The 20153-nt window shown below is 42.3% G+C and carries 18 protein-coding genes and 4 riboswitches; of the genes, 5 read left to right on the top strand and 13 right to left on the bottom strand.

Annotation, left to right across the window (positions count from 1 at the left end; genetic code table 11):
• Positions 1–41 precede the first annotated feature (41 nt).
• Both BUA78_RS08000 and BUA78_RS07995 read right to left on the bottom strand, forming a co-directional pair.
• Positions 42–1067 (bottom strand): molybdopterin-binding protein, encoded by a 1026-nt coding sequence (locus tag BUA78_RS08000; protein ID WP_072912965.1) that lies wholly within the window; start codon positions 1065–1067, stop codon positions 42–44.
• A 189-nt stretch (positions 1068–1256) separates the two neighbouring features.
• Positions 1257–1376, bottom strand: a riboswitch (molybdenum cofactor riboswitch).
• A 32-nt stretch (positions 1377–1408) separates the two neighbouring features.
• Positions 1409–1732 carry a DUF3909 family protein gene (locus tag BUA78_RS07995; RefSeq protein WP_072912962.1) on the bottom strand — a complete coding sequence of 108 codons (324 nt, stop codon included), beginning with the start codon at positions 1730–1732 and terminating at the stop codon, positions 1409–1411.
• 81 nt (positions 1733–1813) lie between these two features.
• Positions 1814–1932: riboswitch (molybdenum cofactor riboswitch) on the bottom strand.
• Positions 1933–2214: 282 nt separating this feature from the next.
• Positions 2215–2335: riboswitch (molybdenum cofactor riboswitch) on the top strand.
• Between the two features lie 116 nt (positions 2336–2451).
• Here BUA78_RS07995 and BUA78_RS07990 point away from each other — a divergent pair.
• Complete coding sequence (locus BUA78_RS07990; RefSeq protein WP_238456763.1) at positions 2452–3339, top strand: ABC transporter substrate-binding protein; 888 nt, start codon at positions 2452–2454, stop codon at positions 3337–3339.
• A gap of 186 nt (positions 3340–3525) precedes the next feature.
• On the opposite strand, the gene BUA78_RS07985 is transcribed toward BUA78_RS07990, so the two are convergent.
• The 5 genes from BUA78_RS07985 to BUA78_RS07965 form a co-directional block, all read right to left on the bottom strand.
• A complete protein-coding gene (locus BUA78_RS07985) occupies positions 3526–4680 on the bottom strand; it encodes an iron-containing alcohol dehydrogenase (protein WP_072912960.1) in 1155 nt (384 codons plus the stop codon).
• Between the two features lie 267 nt (positions 4681–4947).
• Positions 4948–6462 (bottom strand): CoA-acylating methylmalonate-semialdehyde dehydrogenase, encoded by a 1515-nt coding sequence (locus BUA78_RS07980; RefSeq protein WP_338011610.1) that lies wholly within the window; start codon positions 6460–6462, stop codon positions 4948–4950.
• Between the two features lie 36 nt (positions 6463–6498).
• Positions 6499–7671, bottom strand: a complete 1173-nt coding sequence (locus BUA78_RS07975; protein WP_072912956.1) for an iron-containing alcohol dehydrogenase — start codon at positions 7669–7671, stop codon at positions 6499–6501.
• A gap of 232 nt (positions 7672–7903) precedes the next feature.
• The gene (locus BUA78_RS07970) at positions 7904–9616 is read right to left on the bottom strand and encodes a sigma 54-interacting transcriptional regulator (protein WP_072912954.1); all 1713 of its coding nucleotides are present in this window, start codon (positions 9614–9616) and stop codon (positions 7904–7906) included.
• Between the two features lie 234 nt (positions 9617–9850).
• Positions 9851–10222, bottom strand: coding sequence for a VOC family protein (locus BUA78_RS07965; RefSeq protein WP_072912952.1), 372 nt, complete (start codon positions 10220–10222; stop codon positions 9851–9853).
• Positions 10223–10365: 143 nt separating this feature from the next.
• Between BUA78_RS07965 and BUA78_RS07960 the strand changes: the two genes are divergently transcribed.
• Both BUA78_RS07960 and BUA78_RS07955 read left to right on the top strand, forming a co-directional pair.
• The gene (locus BUA78_RS07960; RefSeq protein ID WP_072912949.1) at positions 10366–11535 is read left to right on the top strand and encodes an S-layer homology domain-containing protein; all 1170 of its coding nucleotides are present in this window, start codon (positions 10366–10368) and stop codon (positions 11533–11535) included.
• Between the two features lie 283 nt (positions 11536–11818).
• The gene (locus tag BUA78_RS07955; RefSeq protein ID WP_072912946.1) at positions 11819–12583 is read left to right on the top strand and encodes a MerR family transcriptional regulator; all 765 of its coding nucleotides are present in this window, start codon (positions 11819–11821) and stop codon (positions 12581–12583) included.
• 74 nt (positions 12584–12657) lie between these two features.
• Here BUA78_RS07955 and BUA78_RS07950 read toward each other — a convergent pair whose 3' ends face one another.
• Genes BUA78_RS07950 through BUA78_RS07935 form a run of 4 tightly spaced genes read right to left on the bottom strand, consistent with a single transcriptional unit; the run spans position 12658 to position 14513 of the window.
• Entirely contained in the window at positions 12658–13326 is a 669-nt protein-coding gene (locus tag BUA78_RS07950; protein ID WP_072912944.1) for a flavodoxin family protein, read from the bottom strand.
• A gap of 59 nt (positions 13327–13385) precedes the next feature.
• Positions 13386–13736, bottom strand: coding sequence for a GIY-YIG nuclease family protein (locus tag BUA78_RS07945; protein ID WP_072912941.1), 351 nt, complete (start codon positions 13734–13736; stop codon positions 13386–13388).
• On the bottom strand, positions 13736–14029 hold the full coding sequence (locus tag BUA78_RS07940; protein WP_072912938.1) for a DUF2087 domain-containing protein: 294 nt from the start codon (positions 14027–14029) through the stop codon (positions 13736–13738). Before BUA78_RS07940 ends, BUA78_RS07945 begins: the two co-directional genes overlap by 1 nt.
• 4 nt (positions 14030–14033) lie before the next feature.
• Positions 14034–14513, bottom strand: a complete 480-nt coding sequence (locus BUA78_RS07935) for a DUF6530 family protein (protein ID WP_072912935.1) — start codon at positions 14511–14513, stop codon at positions 14034–14036.
• 430 nt (positions 14514–14943) lie between these two features.
• Here BUA78_RS07935 and BUA78_RS07930 point away from each other — a divergent pair, with 430 nt between their 5' ends.
• Positions 14944–16272, top strand: a complete 1329-nt coding sequence (locus BUA78_RS07930; RefSeq protein ID WP_238456762.1) for an MATE family efflux transporter — start codon at positions 14944–14946, stop codon at positions 16270–16272.
• Positions 16273–16461: 189 nt separating this feature from the next.
• A riboswitch (TPP riboswitch) is annotated at positions 16462–16560 on the top strand.
• A gap of 105 nt (positions 16561–16665) precedes the next feature.
• Entirely contained in the window at positions 16666–17967 is a 1302-nt protein-coding gene (thiC, locus tag BUA78_RS07925) for a phosphomethylpyrimidine synthase ThiC (RefSeq protein ID WP_072912929.1), read from the top strand.
• Between the two features lie 110 nt (positions 17968–18077).
• On the opposite strand, the gene BUA78_RS07920 is transcribed toward thiC, so the two are convergent.
• The gene (locus BUA78_RS07920; RefSeq protein WP_072912926.1) at positions 18078–18551 is read right to left on the bottom strand and encodes a pyridoxamine 5'-phosphate oxidase family protein; all 474 of its coding nucleotides are present in this window, start codon (positions 18549–18551) and stop codon (positions 18078–18080) included.
• A 94-nt stretch (positions 18552–18645) separates the two neighbouring features.
• Positions 18646–20055: a MocR-like pyridoxine biosynthesis transcription factor PdxR gene (pdxR, locus tag BUA78_RS07915; RefSeq protein WP_072912923.1), complete on the bottom strand. Its 1410-nt coding sequence runs from the start codon at positions 20053–20055 to the stop codon at positions 18646–18648.
• Positions 20056–20153: the final 98 nt, after the last annotated feature.

The following is a 20153-nucleotide window of genomic DNA, read 5'->3' as shown; positions in this document are numbered from 1 at the left end:
TCCTTCTTTATTTTATTTAAGGCCTCAGACCCTAAAATTCGCTAAAACCCTTTGCCAAAACCACAATCCGGATATCGACACTCCTGGCAGTTAACACAAAGACCTCCGTGGCCCAGAGCAACAATATCCCTGCGGGTAATTTCCTCCCCTGCCATAATGCGAGGCACCACCAGATCGAAAATACTGCTGCGACTATACATGACACAACCAGGTAATCCCAGCACCGGCACCTTGCCAAGATAGGCCACCATAAACATCGCCCCTGGTAAGGTGGGTGCCCCGTAGGTAACAATACGTCCACCAGCAGCCCTGATGCCGGCCGGAGTTACATCATCCGGGTCCACAGACATCCCGCCGGTAACTGTAATCAGCTCAGCCCCCTCTCGCAATAATTGATTGATGGCATCGACAATCATCTCTATACTGTCAGACACAAAAATCTGTCTGAAAACCGTGCTTCCCAAAGCTTCTATCTTTCTGGTTACCACCGGCCCAAACTTATCTTGAATGCGCCCATGGTATACTTCACTACCAGTGGTGACAATACCGACTCGTTTCGCTTGAAAGGGTTTAACCTCTACCAGCGGGTAGTTATTTCGACATATTTTTTCAATGTTCTGAATCTTATTGGCATTAATTACCAAGGGAATGATTCTGGTACCCGCCACTGCCTTATTCTCACTAACTATCTGATTGGTATGTAAGGTGGCAAACATGACTTCTTCCATCTCGTTAATGCTGTAAAGTACTTCTGTGTTCACCTTAAGAAGTCCCGAGTGGTTGGCAATAAGATTGACCTTCCCTTCCTTGGGTTCCGTAAGAGTGATGCCGCTACCAGCAGCACTGCTGGCAATTCTGATGGCCGCCTCATCCTCATGCAGCAGGTCCTTATTCACTTCCCATACATATAGATTTTGCTTACCGATATCTAGTAATTTGGGGATATCTTCCTGCCTCACCACATGGCCCTTCTTAAATGCCCTTCCTTTAAATTTACCTGGAATAATCTGGGTGATATCATGACAGAGAACCATGCCTACCGCCTCTTGAACCGGTACTATTTTCATAACCTATCCCCCTCTTTATAGTAGAAAAACTTGGTTTGTTACTTGTTTATGCCCTTAGGATATGCTAAATTTTCAGACGCTGGCGGAAACCTAGCTTGCCCTTATGCATACCGGAAAGCTATACTTTCTGACCTGCAAATAAAAACCAGGGTGCTGTCGAAGGCTCAACAGCACCCTGGTTCTATCATCCAAGGTTAAAACTGTACTCCTTTCCACAGGGGAGGCTTAATGGTTTCCCATTAAACCCTAACGGCCTGAGTATCTTAGCAGTTGCCTTAGACTACCACAGGCTCGGAGTCGATTTTAAGTTTAAGAACGCTCTAACCATTCACTAAAATCCGTCAGCCAACTAGGCCTAGTTTCTCTGCCAAACCGGCAACTCTTTCATTCTCCATGTTATAAATAACAACCACATCATCCGCTACTTCTATTTTTACTTTGATCATATCGTTTTTAGCATGATCAAAGCCCATGTAATAGAGTAAATTGGTATAATTACCCCTGGTTGTCTGTATTACCAAATCACCGCTGGTATTAAGGCCATAATCAAACAAGTAAAGTTTGCAATTGTAGTTATTTTTTAGTTTCACCTTTTGCTCATCAGTAAGGGATTTTAACGCAACGCCCCCGAGACTTTTATGTACTATTTCCATCATCTCTCGCATTGTCAAACCTCCACGATCTGAAATAGCTTTGCTAGAAAAATAAACAACCAGATCTCCGAAAAGCAGCAGGCAGATCTGGCCAATAAGCCAAGCTGTGCTCCTTTCCACAGGGGAGGCCAACCAATTTCTCGGTAAGCCCTATCGGCCAGTCGATCATAGCCAAGGCTTTAGATCAAAATAGCTCGGAGACATGTTGTTACGTTATATAGCAAAATTCGTACCAATTCAAAATGTTCTTAATTAAAGCATTTTGCCATAAATTTTCATCACTGAATGTTCTATTTTGGAATTGTTTTTATTTGACTGTTCCAAAAAGATATAGCGTTGTACAAATAACATAGTTACGTTATAAACCATAGGTTTGGATGTACTATTCTCTAGTCAAACTTTAATATCCTTCCGAAATCACAGTAAATCAATAGAGGAATTTCCATTTTCTAAACGAAATAAATAAAACGTAAGAATATTCTATTTTTTTAAAATAGCATAGGTTACTCCGAGCTTACGAACCTTCGCTAGTTATTAGCATGGTTCATAAGCCTTAGGGTTGGTTTGGAAACGGACCAGCCTCCCGGTGCGGAAAGGAGAACTGACGGTTACTTTAACCGTGTACTGTTCTTTTTTGTCGGCATAGTACACGGTTTTTATTTTTCTCTAGGGGGTGAAAACAACCTAACAAACAAAGTCCCTATGATTGGAAAAACAAGGAGGTTACCACTTTGAAAAAGGGCATTGTAAGGTTATTCGGTACCGTTGTTTCCCTCACACTACTTTTCTCTTTCGTTGGCTGTGGCAGCCAACCCGCTAAGGAAGAGGCTCCTAAAACGGCTGCCACAGCAACCGAACAAATTCTCATGGCCTCTACCATCGGTCCCATTGATGCTGGTATTGTTGCTGCCTTAGAAGATGCTTTCGAAAAGAAAACGAGTATTAAAGTACGTCATGTTGGCGCAGGCACCGGAGAAGCCTTAAAAATTGGGCAATCCGGCAGTGTCGATCTGGTGATGGTACATGCTAAGGCTCTGGAAGAAAAATTTGTCTCTGAGGGGTATGGCACTAAGCGTATTGATCTAATGTATAACGACTTTGTCATTATGGGACCTGCCGAGGACCCTGCTCAAATTAAAGGTTTAAAGAATGTAAATGAAGCACTACAGAAAATAGCAAAAACCCAAGCTCCCTTTGTTACCAGGGGAGACAACTCCGGAACCCATGTCAAGGAGAAAGAACTCTGGCAAGCGGCTGGAATAAAACCAGAGGGTAATTGGTACATAAAATTTGCCAAGGGTGCTGAGGGTAATGCCCCTACCCTAAAATATACCGATGAGCAAAAAGCCTACACAATCATGGACCGTGCCACCTATCTAACCCTTAAAAAGGAACTGAAACTAGAGGTGTTGGTAGAAAAAGATGAAAGCCTGCTAAATTACATTAGTCTTATTCCTGTAAATCCCGAGAAATTCCCTACTGTTAAGAATGATTTAGTAATGAAATTTGTTGAATTTGCCACGGGCCAAGAAGGACAAACCCTCATTAAAGAATTCGGTGCAGCCCAATATGGCGAACCCCTTTTCTTCCCTAATTCTGAGGTAGGCAAAAAACTATAGCAACCACCTCCCCAAGCAGTTTGAACTGCCTGGGGGGGTTTTTTGTTCTTCCATCAGTATGCAGTTATGGGCTACAAAAAATGATGCATAAAAAAACAGCTCTCAGGTTACTACAAAGAGTGAAGTAATTTTAGAGCAATTATTTTAGCCTATTTCTTGTTGGCAACAAGCCAATATCTTATGCGATTACATAGCAGCTTGGAAAATCTTAACCAGATCTTTTTCCGTTCCTTTGATGGGGTTACAACCAGCGTTACCATCTAACATGGCCATTTTAGCCATGAATTCAAAATCTGCTTCCTTCACACCAAGCTGTCCTAAGCCGGAGGGAATACCTACATCCTTAGATAACCTAACAATGGCATCAATGGCCTTATCGGCGGCAGCCATGGGAGACAGTCCCTCAATATTTTCGCCCATAAACTCAGCGATATTGGCAAATTTTCTTGGATTACAAATTAGGTTGTACCGTTCTACGTGCGGCAGTAGGATAGCGTTTGCCACGCCGTGAGGCATATCATATAAACCACCTAGTTGGTGGGCCATCGCATGAACATAGCCGAGACCCGCATTATTAAAAGCCATACCGGCTAATAAGGAAGCATAGGCCATATTTTCCCTTGCTTCAACATTTTCACCATAAGCTACTGCTTGACGCAGGTTGTCAGAAATTAGTTTTATAGCCTGGATAGCAACTGCGTCTGTTACAGGGTTGGCACCCAAGGTTACGTAAGCTTCTACGGCATGGGTTAAAGCATCCATCCCAGTGGCTGCGGTTAATGCTGCAGGTTTTTTAAGCATCAACAGGGGGTCATTGATAGAAACCAGTGGGGTGTTTCTCCAGCTTACTATGACATATTTAACCTTGGTTTTGGTATTCGTCAGTACACAGTGACGTGTCACTTCACTGGCTGTCCCGGCAGTGGTATTAACACAAACCAGAGGTGGTAACGGGTTGGTAAGTTTTTCAATACCAGCATAATCTTCGTACAGGTCTCCTGAGTGGGTAGCAGCTATGCCAATGCCCTTAGCGGCGTCATGGGCACTACCCCCACCAACAGAAACAATCATATCGCATTTCTCTTGTTGATAAACCTTTAATCCAGCTATTACGTTGACATCTTTGGGATTGGGTTCAACATCACTAAAAGTGATTGTACTTAAACCCGCTTCTTCCAGATAGTCAATCACTTGACCTACAGGACCACCTTCCATCTTAGCCAGGAAGCCATCGGTTACTAAAAGAACTCTTTTGCCGCCCAAAATTCTGCATCTTTCACCTACTACACGAACAGAGTCTTTGCCGAAGAAATTCACGTTTGGTACAAAGAAATCAAACATTAAAATGCCCTCCTTTTAGTTTCTCCCTAGTTTTCTGGTGACAGGTTAGATGTGACCTAATGAAGTCCTTAAAAAAACCGCCTTTCTTATGAGTGGTATTTTTGAAGGTTCAGAAACATGGCTTTATTCTGATTTTTTTAGGTGTACTAAAGGTAAGAAAAAAATTAAAAGAATTTTGTTAAGGCTACACCAACTAGTTAAATGGATCATAGCCTTAACAGCAACAGCAAGGGGTATATGAAGATAGACCTTGCAAATCATTCGATATTACGTTCTTGAAATAGTTCCTTCCCAGGTACTAACCTTAGCACTGGCTTGACTTTCATCTTTGAACCAGGTTGAGGTTACACATTTTGCTTCAGTAAAGAAGGCTACACCGTCTTTACCCATGACGTGCAAATCGCCAAAGAAAGAATCCTTATGTCCGGAGAAAGGGAATACCGAAAGGGGAACCGGTATGCCAACGTTGATACCAACCATACCGCCGTGAGTTCTGTGGGCAAATTCCCTGGCATAGTAACCGTTATTGGTAAAGATACAGGAACCATTGGCAAATTGGTTGGCGTTCATTAAAGCAAGGCCTTCCTCAAAATTCTGTACCCGTTTAATACAAGTTACAGGACCAAATATTTCGGAGTCGCCCACACTCATACCCGGCTGCACCTGATCAAAGATAGTAGGACCTACAAAATATCCCTTTTCAAAACCATCTACCATCATAGAGCGGCCATCCAGAATTAACTGGGCACCTTCCTCAACCCCTTTGGCAATCCAGTCGATAACAAATTTCTTATGCTCTACCGAAACCACGGGGCCTAATTCAGTTTCAGCATGATAGGCCGGACCTACTTTAATTTCTTGAGCAAATTTGGTTAGGTGGCGAACAAACTCATCTGCAACCGCTTCTTCAACCACGACCACCGGCAGGGCCATACAACGCATACCAGCACAACCAAAGGTGGCATTAACAATTCTCCGGGCAGACCATTCAAGGTTGGCATCCCGTAAAACAAGAGCGTGATTTTTGGCTTGGCAAAGGGCCTGGACTCTTTTACCGTGGGCAGCGGCAGTGGTATAGATATGTTTTCCTACCTCGGTGGAACCAACAAAGGATACCCCTTTAATGTCCGGATGTGTTAAAAGAATTTCTGCCTCTTTACGGCTACAGGTAATCAAGTTTACGACCCCTTCGGGCAGTCCTATTTCATACAACAATTCAATCATTCTCATAGAGGTTAAGGGAGTCATACTGGCTGCTTTCATGACAATGGTGTTACCGGTGGTGATGCACAAAGGGATCATCCAACCAAAGGGAATCATAGCCGGAAAATTGAAGGGAGCAATACCAGCAAATACTCCCAAAGGTTCCCGATATAGTACGGTATCGTAGCCACGGGATACGTTCATTAAAGAATCCCCTTGCATGAGGGAAGGTGCACCACAGGCTAATTCCACAACTTCAATGGCCTTTAGTACATCCCCCCTGGCCTCGGCAAGGTTTTTCCCCAGCTCTTTGGACACACTGAGCGCCAATTCTTCCAGATGTTCATCCAAGATCGTTCTAAATTTAAACATGTATTCAGCACGTTTGCTGACAGGTGTAGCGGACCAAGCCGGAAAGGCCGCTTTGGCGGCTGCAATGGCTTCCGACACTTCTTCCGAAGTACAGCTGGGAACTTCAGCCAAGAGTTCCCCTATGCTCGAATCTGTGACTGGCATGTATTTTTCTGTTTTAGAGTCTTTCCATGTACCGTTAACAAAGTACTTTAATCTTTTTGTCACGTTTATTACCTCCCATATATTTTTCAGGAACATTAGTTAATAACGATAGTTAAAACTGATGCGGTACAATTCGCTGATTTCCTCTACGGTTGGTACCCTGGGATTATGATTGGGGCTGCCGCTGGCAAGGGCATCTGCAGCCATCTTTGGTATCACCTCTGCAAATCTTTTAGGTTCAATGCCCCAGGTTTGCATATTGGGTATTTTTAGGTTACGGCAAAGCTGCTTGATGTCTTGGATAAAAAGATCGATCATTTCATGATCCGAACCCATAAAACCAAACTTTAGCATTCTTGCAATCTCAGTCAGACGTGCTTTGGCGCTTTCCTTGGAAAATTCCAAAACAACTGGCAGCAGCATCGCATTGGAAACGCCATGTGGGACATGGAACATGGCACCAATCGGCCGGGACATGCCATGTATTAGGCAAACGGACGCATTGGAGAAGGCTATACCCGCCTGCATTGCTGCCAGAGACATTTTCTCCCTAGCTTCCAAATCATTTCCATTTTTATAGGCCCTAAGGAGATTTTCGTTAATAAGTTTGATTGCTCTGAGTGCCATGATGTCGGTTAGTGGATGGGCTAACTTGGAAATATACGCTTCTATCGCATGACAAAGAGCATCCAAACCAGTTGCTGCAGTAACATGAGGTGGTAATGAACAGGTTAAATTTGGGTCCACGATGGCAACAGAAGGCATAAATCCTAGATGCTTGATCATCAGCTTTACATCATTTTTGGTATTGGTAATAATGGTTACACAGGTAACCTCTGAGCCGGTTCCAGCAGTTGTCGGGGCAACAATCAGGGGAATAGGGGTATTTTTAAGTGGGGCTTTTCTTCCTACATAATCATTGATATATCCCCCATTCGATGCAACTACAGCAACTGCCTTAGCGGTATCAAGACAACTACCGCCACCCAATGCGACAATCACATTGCATTTTTGATAAGAAAACATGTCCAGCGACTCAGCAACGTGTATATCAGTAGGTTCGGAATCAACATTAAGATAAACTGCAACGTCGCAGTTTGCTTTTGCCAAATAGTCTTGACATTGTGATACCAAGCCCATTTTTTCCATTATATGGTCACTAATAATGAGCGCCTTATTTCCATGAAATGAAACTTGTTCCCCAATTAACGTAAATGAACCAGGACCGTAAAACACCGTTTGTGGCATATGAAATTCTGCCTGGGTTTGCATATGTTTTTTCCCTCCCCCCGCGTTATGATAGCCACTTATACCGCAAAACCCGTGCCAGCGGTTTTAAGCTGTTTTTAAGCATTAAATTCCGAATTTTCGGAACTAATATGGGTGCAAGATTTTATTTATCTGTTAATTCCGTCAATTATGCGACTTCCAATTAAACGGACTGATTCCGGTTTCTTGGAAAAACAAACGGACCCCGGAGGGCCCGCTTGTTTTTTCTGTTGAGTTAGTTAAATTTTTTGGTTATCTTGTATCTATTTATTTTCTCATACAATGTTGATTTGCTGATTTGCAATAATCGGGCAGCTGCCAGGCAATCCCCTGCGGTACTGTCCAGAGTATTTAAAATTAGATTCCGCTCTAATGATTCAATGGCTTCTTTCATAGGACGGATCTCCACGGCTGCTTTACTTACCTTATCCTTATGGATATAGGGCGAAATTTGATTTACCGTGATGGTATCATCATCTATCATATTCAGGATTCGCTCAAGTAAATTTTCTAATTCTCGCACGTTGCCGGGCCAGGAGTAACTAAGGAGCGTATTCAGTGCCGACGGAGTCAGTGTTTTGGGTGAGCAGCCAAGCTGCCAGGCTAGTTTTTCCATCAAAAGTTTCACTAATTCCGGTATGTCTTCCGGTCGTTCTCTTAAAGGTGGCACCTCTAAGGTCACTACATTTAGGCGATAAAACAGATCCTCCCGAAACTGACCCTCCCCAATCATTTCTTCCAGGTTTCGGTTTGTGGCCGCTACCACCCGAATATTAACCTTGATAGGACGGTTTTCTCCTAGCCTTTCAATCTCCTTTTCCTGTAAAACACGCAACAATTTAACCTGCATATTTAATGGCATGTCGCCAATCTCATCTAAAAAAATAGTTCCTTTGTTGGCTAGCTCAAACTTACCAATTTTACCGCCTTTACGGGCACCGGTAAAGGCCCCTTCTTGGTAGCCAAATAATTCCGACTCCAGCAAGTTTTCCGGCAAAGCAGCACAATTCACCTTGATAAAGGGGTTGTGGGCACGTTGACTTGCGTTATGTAGTGCCTGGGCGAAAAGTTCTTTTCCTGTACCGCTCTCCCCCCGAATGAGAACGGTGGAATCGTTTCTTGCTACCCTAACCACGAGGTTTTTTAAATTCTGCATGGCTTCAGAAGTACCAATGATATCGTCCAAAAGGTAACTAGTTCCTTGATAACGCTTTAACTCTTCCTTGTAAAACGCTAATTCAGATTTTAAAAGATCGACTCTTTTCATTAATGACCGGAGTTCAGAGACATCCTTAAACATTACTTTGCCAACGGCACCTTGAACTTGACCATTCTCTTTTAAAAGTATCCGCGAGCAAATGGTATCGTTTCCTTTAATTCTCTGGATTTCTCCAACCTCTGATTGTCCGGTTCTTAGCACTACATGCAAGCGTGTATTCTCAATTGCTTCTTGAACGTTCTTTCCCAGTAATTCTTCTCGTTTAACGTCTAAGAGATTACAATAAGCGTTATTAATCATAATAATCTTCTCATTTGCATCCACGCCAACGATACATTCACGATCACTGTCAAAAATAGCCTGCAACAAATTAACCAGGTTTTGCTTTCGGTTTAACTCATCCTGAAGCTGTTGCAGCTTTGAAATATTATGAAGTTCCACTAAAGTAGCCAAAAGGCTGGAATTCTTCATGACTTTGGTACAGTTTAGGTTAAAAGGCACTCCATTGATGTTGATGGGACTTAATTCATTCAGTAAAGATATCCCAAAAGAAAAATGCTGGATATGTTTCCCTATCAGCTCTTGATCAGTTTTATTAACGATTTCTTGAAAAGATGTATTGGCGAAGGACACATATCCCTTAGCGTCTAACAACAAAATACCGATACTAAGAGAATTGATCCCTTCCTGTATCAGATTACCGTATGCAGAATTAACTTCTGATGACACAGGATATCCCCCCAGTAACTGCTGATTTGATTATGATTGATATTCCCCGTTTATACACAAAACCCTTTTGTTTCTTGTTATTTGTCCCTCCCATGCAAAGCTATATAGAAGAACACGACAACCACATGAACCTACAAAATTTGTGTATTTTGTAGGTTCATGTGGTTGTCGTGCCGTCAATATGGCTAAGCCTCGTGAAGTAATTCCCACGAAGATCTAGCAATACTGCTTACTTTATTTTACTTCCACGAGTACAAAGGTATTGCCATAGGGGTCAGCAAAGGCAGCCTGTATTCCCCAGGGTACTTCCTCTGGTTCGCTTAAAATCTGCACTCCCCGCTCCTTTAATGTTACTACCTCCTGACTACAATTGTCTGTACCAAAAACCCACGCAGAGACCTTACCAACTTCCATGACGCCCGGTTGATTTTTAACCAGGACAATCTCAAGCTCCGGCTGCTGTTTGGTACCCACAGTTAGAAAACGAACCCCCCCACCGAATGTATTGTCTTTACGTACTTCCAAATCTAATTTTTCTGTATACCATTTTAGAGCCTCGTCGTAATCGCCCACGGGTACAGATACGTGTAAAAGTTTAGTAATCATCTGCTGTCCTCCCTAACTCTTGATGTTCTTATTTTTATCCCTTTGTAGAATCGTTATCCCGTAGTCAGGTCACTGTTACATTATTGATTAACCACGCGTCTATTAGGTAGGTAACAATATAAGACGTCAAGGAGAGGATCCACATGAAGAAAAATTTGTTTCCGCTAGTACTAAGTGCTTTGCTGTTGTTCCCCAATACAGTTTTGGCTCAGACTCCCTTTACAGACGTAACTGGCCACTGGGCTGCCGCCGAAATTGAAACAATTTATCAAAAAGGTTACCTGAAGGGCATCACTAATGATACCTTTAGCCCTAATACACAAGTAACCAGGGCAGAATTGGCGGCATCTTTAGACAGGATATTCGATTTTAATTATGATAATTTGAAATTTGTCAAAGCTCCCACCGCTAAGGATTTTTATGATGATATTCAAGATGGACAATGGTATAGTGATGTTATCTTAAAATGTGGTTTAAACGGCGTCATTAATACCGAGAACCGTAAATTTAGCCCCGACCAACCGGTGACTAGATTGGAAATGGCCAAGGCCATTAATAACTCATTTAGGGCAAAGAGTTTAGGGGTTGTCGCCACCATGATGTGGCCTGTCTATGCTGATACCCAAAATCTGTCCCAGGAAGACCAAAATGCTATCAGCCTTATTTTTAACACAGGCATTATGAAAGGTAAGACTTCCCAACAGTTTAATCCTAATGACAATATTACCAGAGCAGAGTTGGCGGTTATTCTGAATAGAACTCTTAGCACCTTGCAACACGCTTTCCCTATTAATGAGGAACCAACTAATGGCGATCAGAAAGTTGATTATATTGAAGCAGAAAGTGAAAAAAACAAAGAACTAGAGAAAGCAATTATAAAAGAGCTGGGTTTATCTGAAGAAGAAGCCAAACAAACCAGATATTACTATAACTACGTTGACCTGAACGACGATAAAACCCCTGAAGTTTTTGTGCAATTGATGGGTCTCTTTACCAGTGGTACTGGGGGAGATACCGGGCTCGTTTTTCTCCAGAAAAATCAAGGCTTTGAATTATTGCAGAAGTTTACCCTGATCCGTAATCCTATCATTATCAGCAACGAAAAAACCAAGGGCTGGCATGATATCATTATTAAGATTTCCGGGGGAGGCGTGACACCTCACTATGTATCCCTGAAATTTGATGGTGAAAAGTATCCCAATACCTCTGATGGAGAGGAATTAAAGAATGAAAAAATAGAGGGAACAGGACTCATCAGCAATGATATCGCCAAGGATTTTGAAAATCAAAAAGGATTGTACTTAAGTAACTAGTTTTTAAAATATTATAGTTAGATAATACCCATCCTCAGTGTAGAGATTTCTGCAAAAGTACCATTTTATAGACTATATACAAAATTAAAATAGACAAAAATGAAAAAACAGTTGGTCTTACTTTCCGTAAGCCAGCTGTTTTTTGCTCATTAACTTATCATTGGTTAAATTAGGTTCCCTTTTGCAGTAGTCTCTAAACCGGGAGTGGGTAATTTTTTATGGCAATACTATTGACATTGACGTTACGTAAATCTGTATAGTGATCTTGTCAGGAGGTGAGGGCATGGAATATACCGTGCAAAAGTTAGGTCAGATAGCAGGTATCAGTACTAGGACACTGCGATATTATGATGAAGTAGGACTTCTTAAGCCGGCAAGAATTAATTCTTCAGGGTATCGCATTTACGGTCAAGCTGAGGTTGATCGACTGCAGCAGATTCTTTTTTATCGGGAACTGGGTGTGAGCTTGGAAAGTATTAAAGAAATTGTAACCGCACCTGCCTTTGATGGAGCGAAGGCACTAAGAGAACACCATGAGAAGCTTCTTGCCAAGAGAGAACAATTGAATTTGTTGATTGCCAATGTTGAGAAAACCATTGCCTTAACAGAAGGGAGAATTACCATGAGTGATCTGGAAAAATTTGAAGGCTTTAAGCAAAAATTAATTGATGATAATGAAGAGAAATACGGTCAGGAAATTCGTGCCAAATACGGCGACGAAGCTATTGACAGATCAAATGCTAAATTAAAAGGTATGTCCCAAGAACAATATGCAGAGATTACTAGGCTTGGCAATGAGGTTATAGAAACACTCCATGCTGCCTTTAAAACCGGTAATCCCGCTGGCGAACTGGCTCAAAGGGCAGCGGATCTGCACCGTCAATGGTTAAGTTTTTCCTGGGATAGCTACACCAAAGAAGCACATGCAGGACTTGCTCAAATGTATGTGGATGACGAAAGATTTACCGCCTACTATGATGCCAAACACCCCGGAGCAGCAGCCTTTTTAAGGGATGCGATTCTACTTTATACCGGTATGAAAGCATAGTAAAAATCCGTGTCCTCTGAATTTCATTCGTGGACACGGCTTTTACTAATGCAAAGCAAATTGCTTTTTAGAATCTATTCTGTTGCAAAGGGTGTGTCTAATAATTCCCGGGTTTGGTCCGCAATCTGCAACTTTGTTGCAATTTCTCTACCTGCATTTTCTACAACACGCAAGTAGGCAGCTACTGCCTCTCTTATTTCTTGTGGCGGATCACATAAATATTTTCCACGGGTTACATAAATTTCTCCCAATGATTCCGTTCTCATATTCTGTGAAAACCTTTTGTACCAATGTGCCAGAACAGCAAAAGTTTCCTTGTTAGGAAAACCGCAGGTCGATATCATCATCAGCTTTGGCGATTGTGGCACTTGTTCCTGTTGGCTAGCTACTGCCTGGGATGTTGCATTGCTGTACGAATAGGGGTTAGCAACCATTGTCAACCTATCTATAAACATCTTTAACAGACCGGTCATATTTTCACAATACACCGGGGTAGCCAAGATGATAACATTGGCATCCCCCATTTGTGCAATAACCTCTACCATATCGTCATTAATAACACATTGTCCAGGTTTAAACCAGCAGGTAATGCAGCCCGTGCAGTGATTGATATTTTTCTCTGCTAAGAAAATATTTGTTGTTTGTGCTCCCGCTTCCTCAGCACCCTTTAATAGGGAGCTTACGATCACATTTGTATTGCCTTTTCTACCTTTAGGGCTTCCGTTTATTACAACGATCTTCATCTTTTTATCTCCTGATAAGTTTGGGTTATTTAGTAAGGTCTCGAAGTTATTGTGAAGTTCTATCTTTTGTAAAACTCCATCCCTTCTTTGGCCAATTTTTCTTCCCACATCATTTTTAACAAGGCTAAATCCTCTGTGTAATCGGTTTTCATTTCATCTTTATCATATTCAAGATTTTCCAGTACCTCAATGGTGAAAGCTGTTTCACCAAGCTCCCGCCAGGCCTGTTGTAACTCTCGGTTACGGTGAGATCCATTCTCTAATTGAAACTTGGCACTGTTTATCTTGCCTTTTAAATTTGGCGTTACTTCAATAAAACATTTATTATCGGCGTTAGAGCGAATCATGAAGATTCCCATCGGTGGCTTCGTTTGCTTGTATTGTTCTTTCAATTCTTTTTTTCTATCCATCAGATATCACCTTCTTTTTTGATAACCCAATATTTTGCTCCATCGGGTGTCCGCTCAAGAAAATTGTAATCAATCAGCAACCTTCGCAAGATAAAATAATCTCCGAAAGTATGCCACGCATCGATAATTCCGTTGACCTCTTTTTCGCTGTAAATCCGATCTTCCTCAAATTTGCTGGCTAAATAGGCTAAGACCGGGATTTTGGTCCTGTTTGGTACAGGAATTTGCCCAATCTTGCCGGCATCGTCTAAGAAGACGGAAATGTTAATTTTTTTCTTAGTAGCTTCACTCATTTCATCAATATCCCATTTCTTTTAATATGCTTGATAAAGTACGTAAGCGTTCCCCAATAAGTTCATCATCATTACTGAGTGCTTGGCTGAATAATTTAATATCTTCGTTAATCTTTTCATTGTCCGTACATACTGCCACTGTCATAGCATCCCCCTGCAAACCGACTCTGTCAATAACAGGGTTTTCGGTATCATATAATTTCTCGTACCGATACGCCTCTCGAAAATGGAGTTTTGCTCTACAAACGAGAATCGCCAGGTCAAGCACACGGTGTAACGGTAATTCTTCAGACTGTCTGGACCATTTTTCTCCGGTGTATCTCCATACTTTGGCCGAAATATCTACCTTGCCTCGATCATTCCACTGAGCTAATCCCAGTGAAAGTCCCTTGGCATCTGTATTATAAGCATATCTACCGTCAACATTTTCATAATTGTCAGAGACAATGACCGGTTTATGCTTTAAAGCCGTTGGTATTTTCATAACCTTACCCCCAAATCATTTTACTAAATTAGTAATTTACTAAACTATTAATTTAATTTTACTTCCGCTATCGGATAATGTCAATACTTTGGGATAACCAGAAAAAGCAAACAACACCAATTATAGTTTGTTTATAAATAAACTATAATAGAAACTGTTTGGGGAAAATAAAAAAACGCCTTGCGCGTTAGAAAACAAATGCGTATAATGTCTATTGTTAAACCGAACAATTATTCGCATTATTTTTTGGTACCTGGGCAAACGGAAAATAGCGCTTTTCATAAAAAGTATTTAGTAAACCATGCCAAATTATGTAAGGAGTTTTTTAACAACTATGGATAAAACAATTAGCAACAATTCCTCACCAGAATTAGGTGAAGAAGCAGTTTCTCAATCGCAACAGTTTGGAAATCCAACCGTATGGCGACCTATGCTTGTTTTTCTCGTACCACTGATACTCAGTAATGCGCTGCAATCGGTGGGCCAACTGGTCGGCAGCATCGTTGTTGGTAGGTGGCTCGGTGTAGATGCTTTAGCAGCAATTTCAGCCTTCTTTCCACTATTCTTTTTGCTCGTTTCCTTCACCATTGGCATTGGGGCAGGCAGTTCGATCTTAATTGGCCAGGCCTATGGGGCACGAAATGAAGAGAAGATGAAGGCAATTGTTGGGACAACACTTACCTTCACCTTCCTCCTTGGCCTGGTGCTAGCCTTGCTTGGTGGCATCTTCACCCGGGACATCCTAAATTTACTTGGCACCCCGGCAAATATCATCGATGCCAGTGTTCATTATGCGCGAATTTTGTTTTGGTCTATGCCAGTCCTGTTCTTATATTTTGCCTACACAACATTTATGCGGGGTACCGGGGATGCCAATACACCCTTCTACTCGCTCATTGTCAGCACTGTACTAAACCTGGTTCTGTTGCCCATTCTCATCTTTGGTTGGTTGGGTCTGCCAGAGCTTGGCCTCTACGGTGCGGCGTACGCATCGGTGGTGTCAACGGTGATTACCTTTGTTTTAATGCTCATTTATCTTAGTAAAACCAATCATTCATTACAATTTGATGCATCGGTTAGGCGGCACCTGCGCATCGATTTCGATATCTTAAAATTGCTGCTGCGCCTTGGTATTCCCTCAAGCATCAGCATGATCTTGGTGTCCCTTTCTGAAATTGCCGTTATTACCTTTGTCAACAAATTTGGCTCCGATGCCACCGCAGCGTATGGGGCAGTAAACCAAGTTGTTAGTTATGTACAGATGCCGGCGGTTAGCCTGGGGATTGCTGTTTCTATTTTCGCCTCGCAGTCCATTGGGGCCAACCAGCTTGGTCGAGTCAAGGATGTGGTTCGAGCGGGGATTTGGCTTAACTATGTGATCGGCGGAATTATCATTATACTGATTTATCTATTTTCCCGGAATATTTTATCTTGGTTTATAACAAGTGAGCACACCTTGCAGATTGCCCATAGCCTCCTTATGATCACGCTCTGGAGCTATTTGATTTTTGGCCACGCTCAGATTATTGTCGCCACCATGCGCGCCAGTGGAACTGTCCTTTGGCCAACGGTGTTCAGTGTGGTTTCTATCTGGCTGGTTGAGGTGCCTGTGGCCTACTATCTCTCCCATTTTACAAGTCTTGGCATCCAGGGAATCTGGATCGGTTACCCGGCAGCATTTATTGTCAGTCTGCTTTTACAATATTCCTACTATCGATGGTCTTGGAAGAAGAAAAGTATTACGAGTCTGATCCAGTAAAAATTGAGGAGTATCGTTCACTACCCACCCCTTAAACCGGGGGTGGGTAATTTTTTGTGGCATGGGGCTAAGCTAAACATGGGGAAGTTGCAGCAAGGAAAACCTGCTGGAGTTGCTCACTATTACCTACTGTCAATGTCTACTCTGTAAAAATATATCTTTACAGGTAATTATAGGTCTATTACAATTAATACATGCTAGGGGTGCCTAACGGCTGAGAGGAGATCAACTCCAACCCTTGAACCTGATGTGGCTAATACCACCGTAGGGAAGCTTTCATGTGTTTACTTAAGAAGCTTACTTTCGGGTAAGCTTCTTTTTTTGCCTAAAAGCTTCATCATCACGAATGTGGTTAAGCCCCTAAACGCTACTAAAAGAAAGGGGAAAAGAAAAATGATTTATACGACTCAAATGGATGCTGCTAAAAAAGGTATCATTACAGCTCAAATGCTTACTGTAGCCCAAAAAGAAACTATGGATCCAGAAAATTTACGTTCGCTGGTAGCGGCGGGAAAAGTTGCTATTCCCGCTAACAAAAACCATAAAAATCTTGACTCTGAAGGAGTTGGCCAGGGACTTAGCACCAAAATCAATGTAAATCTAGGTGTTTCTAAAGATTGTTATGATATTGATCTGGAATTGGCGAAGGTAAGAAAGGCGATAGAGTTAAAGACCACTGCTATCATGGATTTAAGCTGCTTTGGAAAGACACAGGAGTTTCGACGTAAACTTATTGAGATGTCACCAGTTATGATTGGTACGGTGCCTATGTATGATGCAGTGGGCATGCTGGATAAGGACTTAAAGGATATCACCGTGGATGAGTTCTTTTCTGTTGTAGAAAAACACGCCGAAGATGGTGTAGATTTTATGACTATCCATTGTGGCATGAATAGGGCTACTGCTGAACGGGTGAAAAATAATAAAAGATTGACGAATATCGTTTCCCGCGGTGGTTCACTGCTTTTTGCCTGGATGGAACTTAATAATCAAGAAAACCCTTTCTATGAGTATTATGATCGATTACTTGATATTTGCGAAAAATTTGATGTAACCTTAAGTTTAGGAGATGCTTGCCGCCCCGGGTCCTTAAATGACTCTACTGACCCAGCTCAAATTGAAGAACTAATTACCCTTGGCGAGTTAACCAAACGAGCCTGGGCAAGAAACGTACAGGTTATGATAGAAGGTCCCGGTCATATGTCCTTAAATGAAATTGCAGCTAACGTTTTATTAGAGAAAAAACTATGTCATGGTGCACCCTTCTACGTACTTGGCCCTATTGTAACTGATATTGCCCCTGGTTATGACCATATTACCAGTGCAATTGGAGGCGCCATAGCAGCTTCTAATGGTGCTGACTTCCTGTGCTTTGTAACTCCTGCGGAACATCTTCGTTTGCCAAATCTGGACGATATGAAGGAAGGTATTATTGCAGCACGGATTGCTGCCCATGCCGCAGACATTGCTAAAGGAATCCCGGGTGCTCGTAAGTGGGATAATGAAATGAGTGCCGCTCGGGCTGATGTAGACTTTACCCGGATGATTTCCTTAGCCATCGACCCAGAAAAAGCCAGAAGGTACCGCGAGGAATCTCAACCTGAGTGTGAGGATACCTGTACCATGTGCGGGAAAATGTGTCCCATGAAAAACATGAAGAAGATATTAAATGGTGAGGATTTAAGCATCGTGTAAATACGGATTTACCTAATGACGCCGTAGGATTTTCCTACGGCGTCGCCTTTTTAACCCATTATTATAATGATAAACTATAAAAATTTCATTTAATGGACATTCTGCATTTGCTACCCATAGTATTTTCCGGTCATTTCCGTCACATCAATGCGGATCACCGCTGTCCCTTTAACCATATTGGTTGGGATTTCATTGTTTACCAGATGAGGTGTATATTTTTCCACTATTTTTTTCAGCACATTTCCTTTTTCCTCGATATCATCCACAAGTTTGGCAGTACCGGAGATAATCACACTCTCGTATTTTGTATTGGTATCGCAGGGTTTTCCATGCGGGGTCAACAGCAGTTTATCCATCTCACAAACAGAAAAGCCAACTCTGGAATCGTGGGCAATATTGTCAAGCTTCTTGCCCTTTGGCAGCCCATGGACAAAGATTGCATGATCGCAATAGACAAAATGGATGGGGGTACTATACGGTGTACCATCGGCATTCAGTGTTGCCAAACTGCCGGTTTGGGCGCGCTGAAGTAAATGGTTTATCTGTTGTTCGGTCAAAGGGTGTGTTTTCATGCGGTGTTGCATAATTAGCCTCCTTATTTCCTTTGCCCCTTACTATATTGTAAAACCGTCTCCTTTGTAAGAGCCGGTTTTGATAATTTCATAGGATACAGTTGGTTTAACCGAACCAGGCTCGGGATAACATCTCCACCGCCCTCGGGATGTCCCTCTCCGGCATCATGCCATACCCCAAGATCAGGGCATGATTCCTATAACCCTGTTTGTTCAGCCAGAAAGGAGATACAGGACATACCTTAATTTTGTATTCCAGTGCTTGCCGGACAAGATCGTCTTCCTGCTGTCCATCTAAAAACTCCAGCAGAATATGCAAGCCAGCTTGATGACCATAAATCCGTACCTTATTTCCCATCGTTTGTTTAATTGCATAAATCAAGATATCATGCTTCTTTTTTTGAGACAGGCAAATTTTCCGGACATGCTTTTCCCAATGCCCCTCCTCCATAAACCGGGCCAGGATTTTCTGTTCTAGCAACGGTACGGTACATTGATAGCCAGTAAACCTCTCTTGATAAGCCGGTAGCAACCATGTCGGCAATATCATATATGCCATCCGCAGGCCCGGCGAAAGTGCTTTGGAAAATGTCCCTATATAGACTACCCGCTCATATTGATCAATGGATTGGAGAGCTGGGATTGGCCGCCCGTTATAACGAAATTCGCTGTCATAGTCATCTTCGATAATGATATTATCATGTTGCTGCGCCCAGTTCAGTATTTCGATCCGCTTATGGATCGGCATAACGCTGCCCATCGGAAACTGGTGGGATGGCGCAATATGAACCATTCTTGCAGATGATGTGGCAAGTTCGTTTAGTTCAATCCCATCCTCACAAACCGGTATCGGCAAAATCTCGAATCCATTACTACGGAAAATGACACTGGCACCGTTATAACAGGGTTCCTCCATGGCGACCTTTTTTTTCCCATAGGGAAATATTTTTATCATCATTTCCAAAGCGGCTTGTGTGCCGCTACAAATTACAATCTGTTCCGGTTGGCAATTGACTCCACGACTGTGATACAAATATTCCATAAGTTGGTTTCGTAAAGCTAAGTCTCCTTTTACATCAGCATCACCGTGGATCTCCTGCGCCTCCGGTCCATCCAATACCTCAGCCAGATACTTTCTCCAGAGTTTATCCGGAAAACTCGCAGCATCGAGACTGCCATATTGAAAATTATAGCGGATATTTGCCATCTCACGATTGACAGCAACACCCCCCGCTTCACTCGTTGTTACTCTCCCCCTTGTTCTCTGGTTAAGATTAAATTGCAAATTGTTGACCACATAGCCAGAGCTTGCCACGCTTGTAATGTATCCCTCCAGCACCAATTGGGCGTAGGCGTTTTCGACAGTATTCCGTCCAATTTGCAGTTCTCTTGCCAGTGCCCGGGTAGATGTTAGCCGCATGCCGATAGGCAAATTTCCTATAACAATATCCTGTTTCATTTGTTCATAGATCTGCTGATAGATTGGTTTTTGGCTGTTATGATCAATGTGCAGCACTCACACTTCCCCCATCCATTGCTATCTGCCACAATTATATAATAAAATATATAATACACAGCTTTTCTTACGGCTGAAATGGTGTAAAGTTTATGAGA

It is taken from the genome of Desulforamulus aeronauticus DSM 10349, from assembly GCF_900142375.1.
GTDB classification, from domain to species: Bacteria; Bacillota; Desulfotomaculia; order Desulfotomaculales; family Desulfotomaculaceae; genus Desulfotomaculum; species Desulfotomaculum aeronauticum.
Note: the sequence above shows the minus strand (reverse complement) of the source record. Positions and strands in the feature narration are given on the sequence as shown.

Coding starts and splice junctions, on each gene's coding strand:
- BUA78_RS07960 (WP_072912949.1), top strand. CDS start 10,366: ATGAAGAAAAATTTGTTTCCGCTAGTACTAAGTGCTTTGCTGTTGTTC.
- BUA78_RS07985 (WP_072912960.1), bottom strand. CDS start 4,680: ATGTTTGATTTCTTTGTACCAAACGTGAATTTCTTCGGCAAAGACTCT.
- BUA78_RS08000 (WP_072912965.1), bottom strand. CDS start 1,067: ATGAAAATAGTACCGGTTCAAGAGGCGGTAGGCATGGTTCTCTGTCAT.
- BUA78_RS07945 (WP_072912941.1), bottom strand. CDS start 13,736: ATGGATAGAAAAAAAGAATTGAAAGAACAATACAAGCAAACGAAGCCA.
- BUA78_RS07995 (WP_072912962.1), bottom strand. CDS start 1,732: ATGCGAGAGATGATGGAAATAGTACATAAAAGTCTCGGGGGCGTTGCG.
- BUA78_RS07930 (WP_238456762.1), top strand. CDS start 14,944: ATGCTTGTTTTTCTCGTACCACTGATACTCAGTAATGCGCTGCAATCG.
- BUA78_RS07975 (WP_072912956.1), bottom strand. CDS start 7,671: ATGCAAACCCAGGCAGAATTTCATATGCCACAAACGGTGTTTTACGGT.
- BUA78_RS07965 (WP_072912952.1), bottom strand. CDS start 10,222: ATGATTACTAAACTTTTACACGTATCTGTACCCGTGGGCGATTACGAC.
- BUA78_RS07940 (WP_072912938.1), bottom strand. CDS start 14,029: ATGAGTGAAGCTACTAAGAAAAAAATTAACATTTCCGTCTTCTTAGAC.
- BUA78_RS07955 (WP_072912946.1), top strand. CDS start 11,819: ATGGAATATACCGTGCAAAAGTTAGGTCAGATAGCAGGTATCAGTACT.
- BUA78_RS07935 (WP_072912935.1), bottom strand. CDS start 14,513: ATGAAAATACCAACGGCTTTAAAGCATAAACCGGTCATTGTCTCTGAC.
- BUA78_RS07920 (WP_072912926.1), bottom strand. CDS start 18,551: ATGCAACACCGCATGAAAACACACCCTTTGACCGAACAACAGATAAAC.
- thiC (WP_072912929.1), top strand. CDS start 16,666: ATGATTTATACGACTCAAATGGATGCTGCTAAAAAAGGTATCATTACA.
- BUA78_RS07950 (WP_072912944.1), bottom strand. CDS start 13,326: ATGAAGATCGTTGTAATAAACGGAAGCCCTAAAGGTAGAAAAGGCAAT.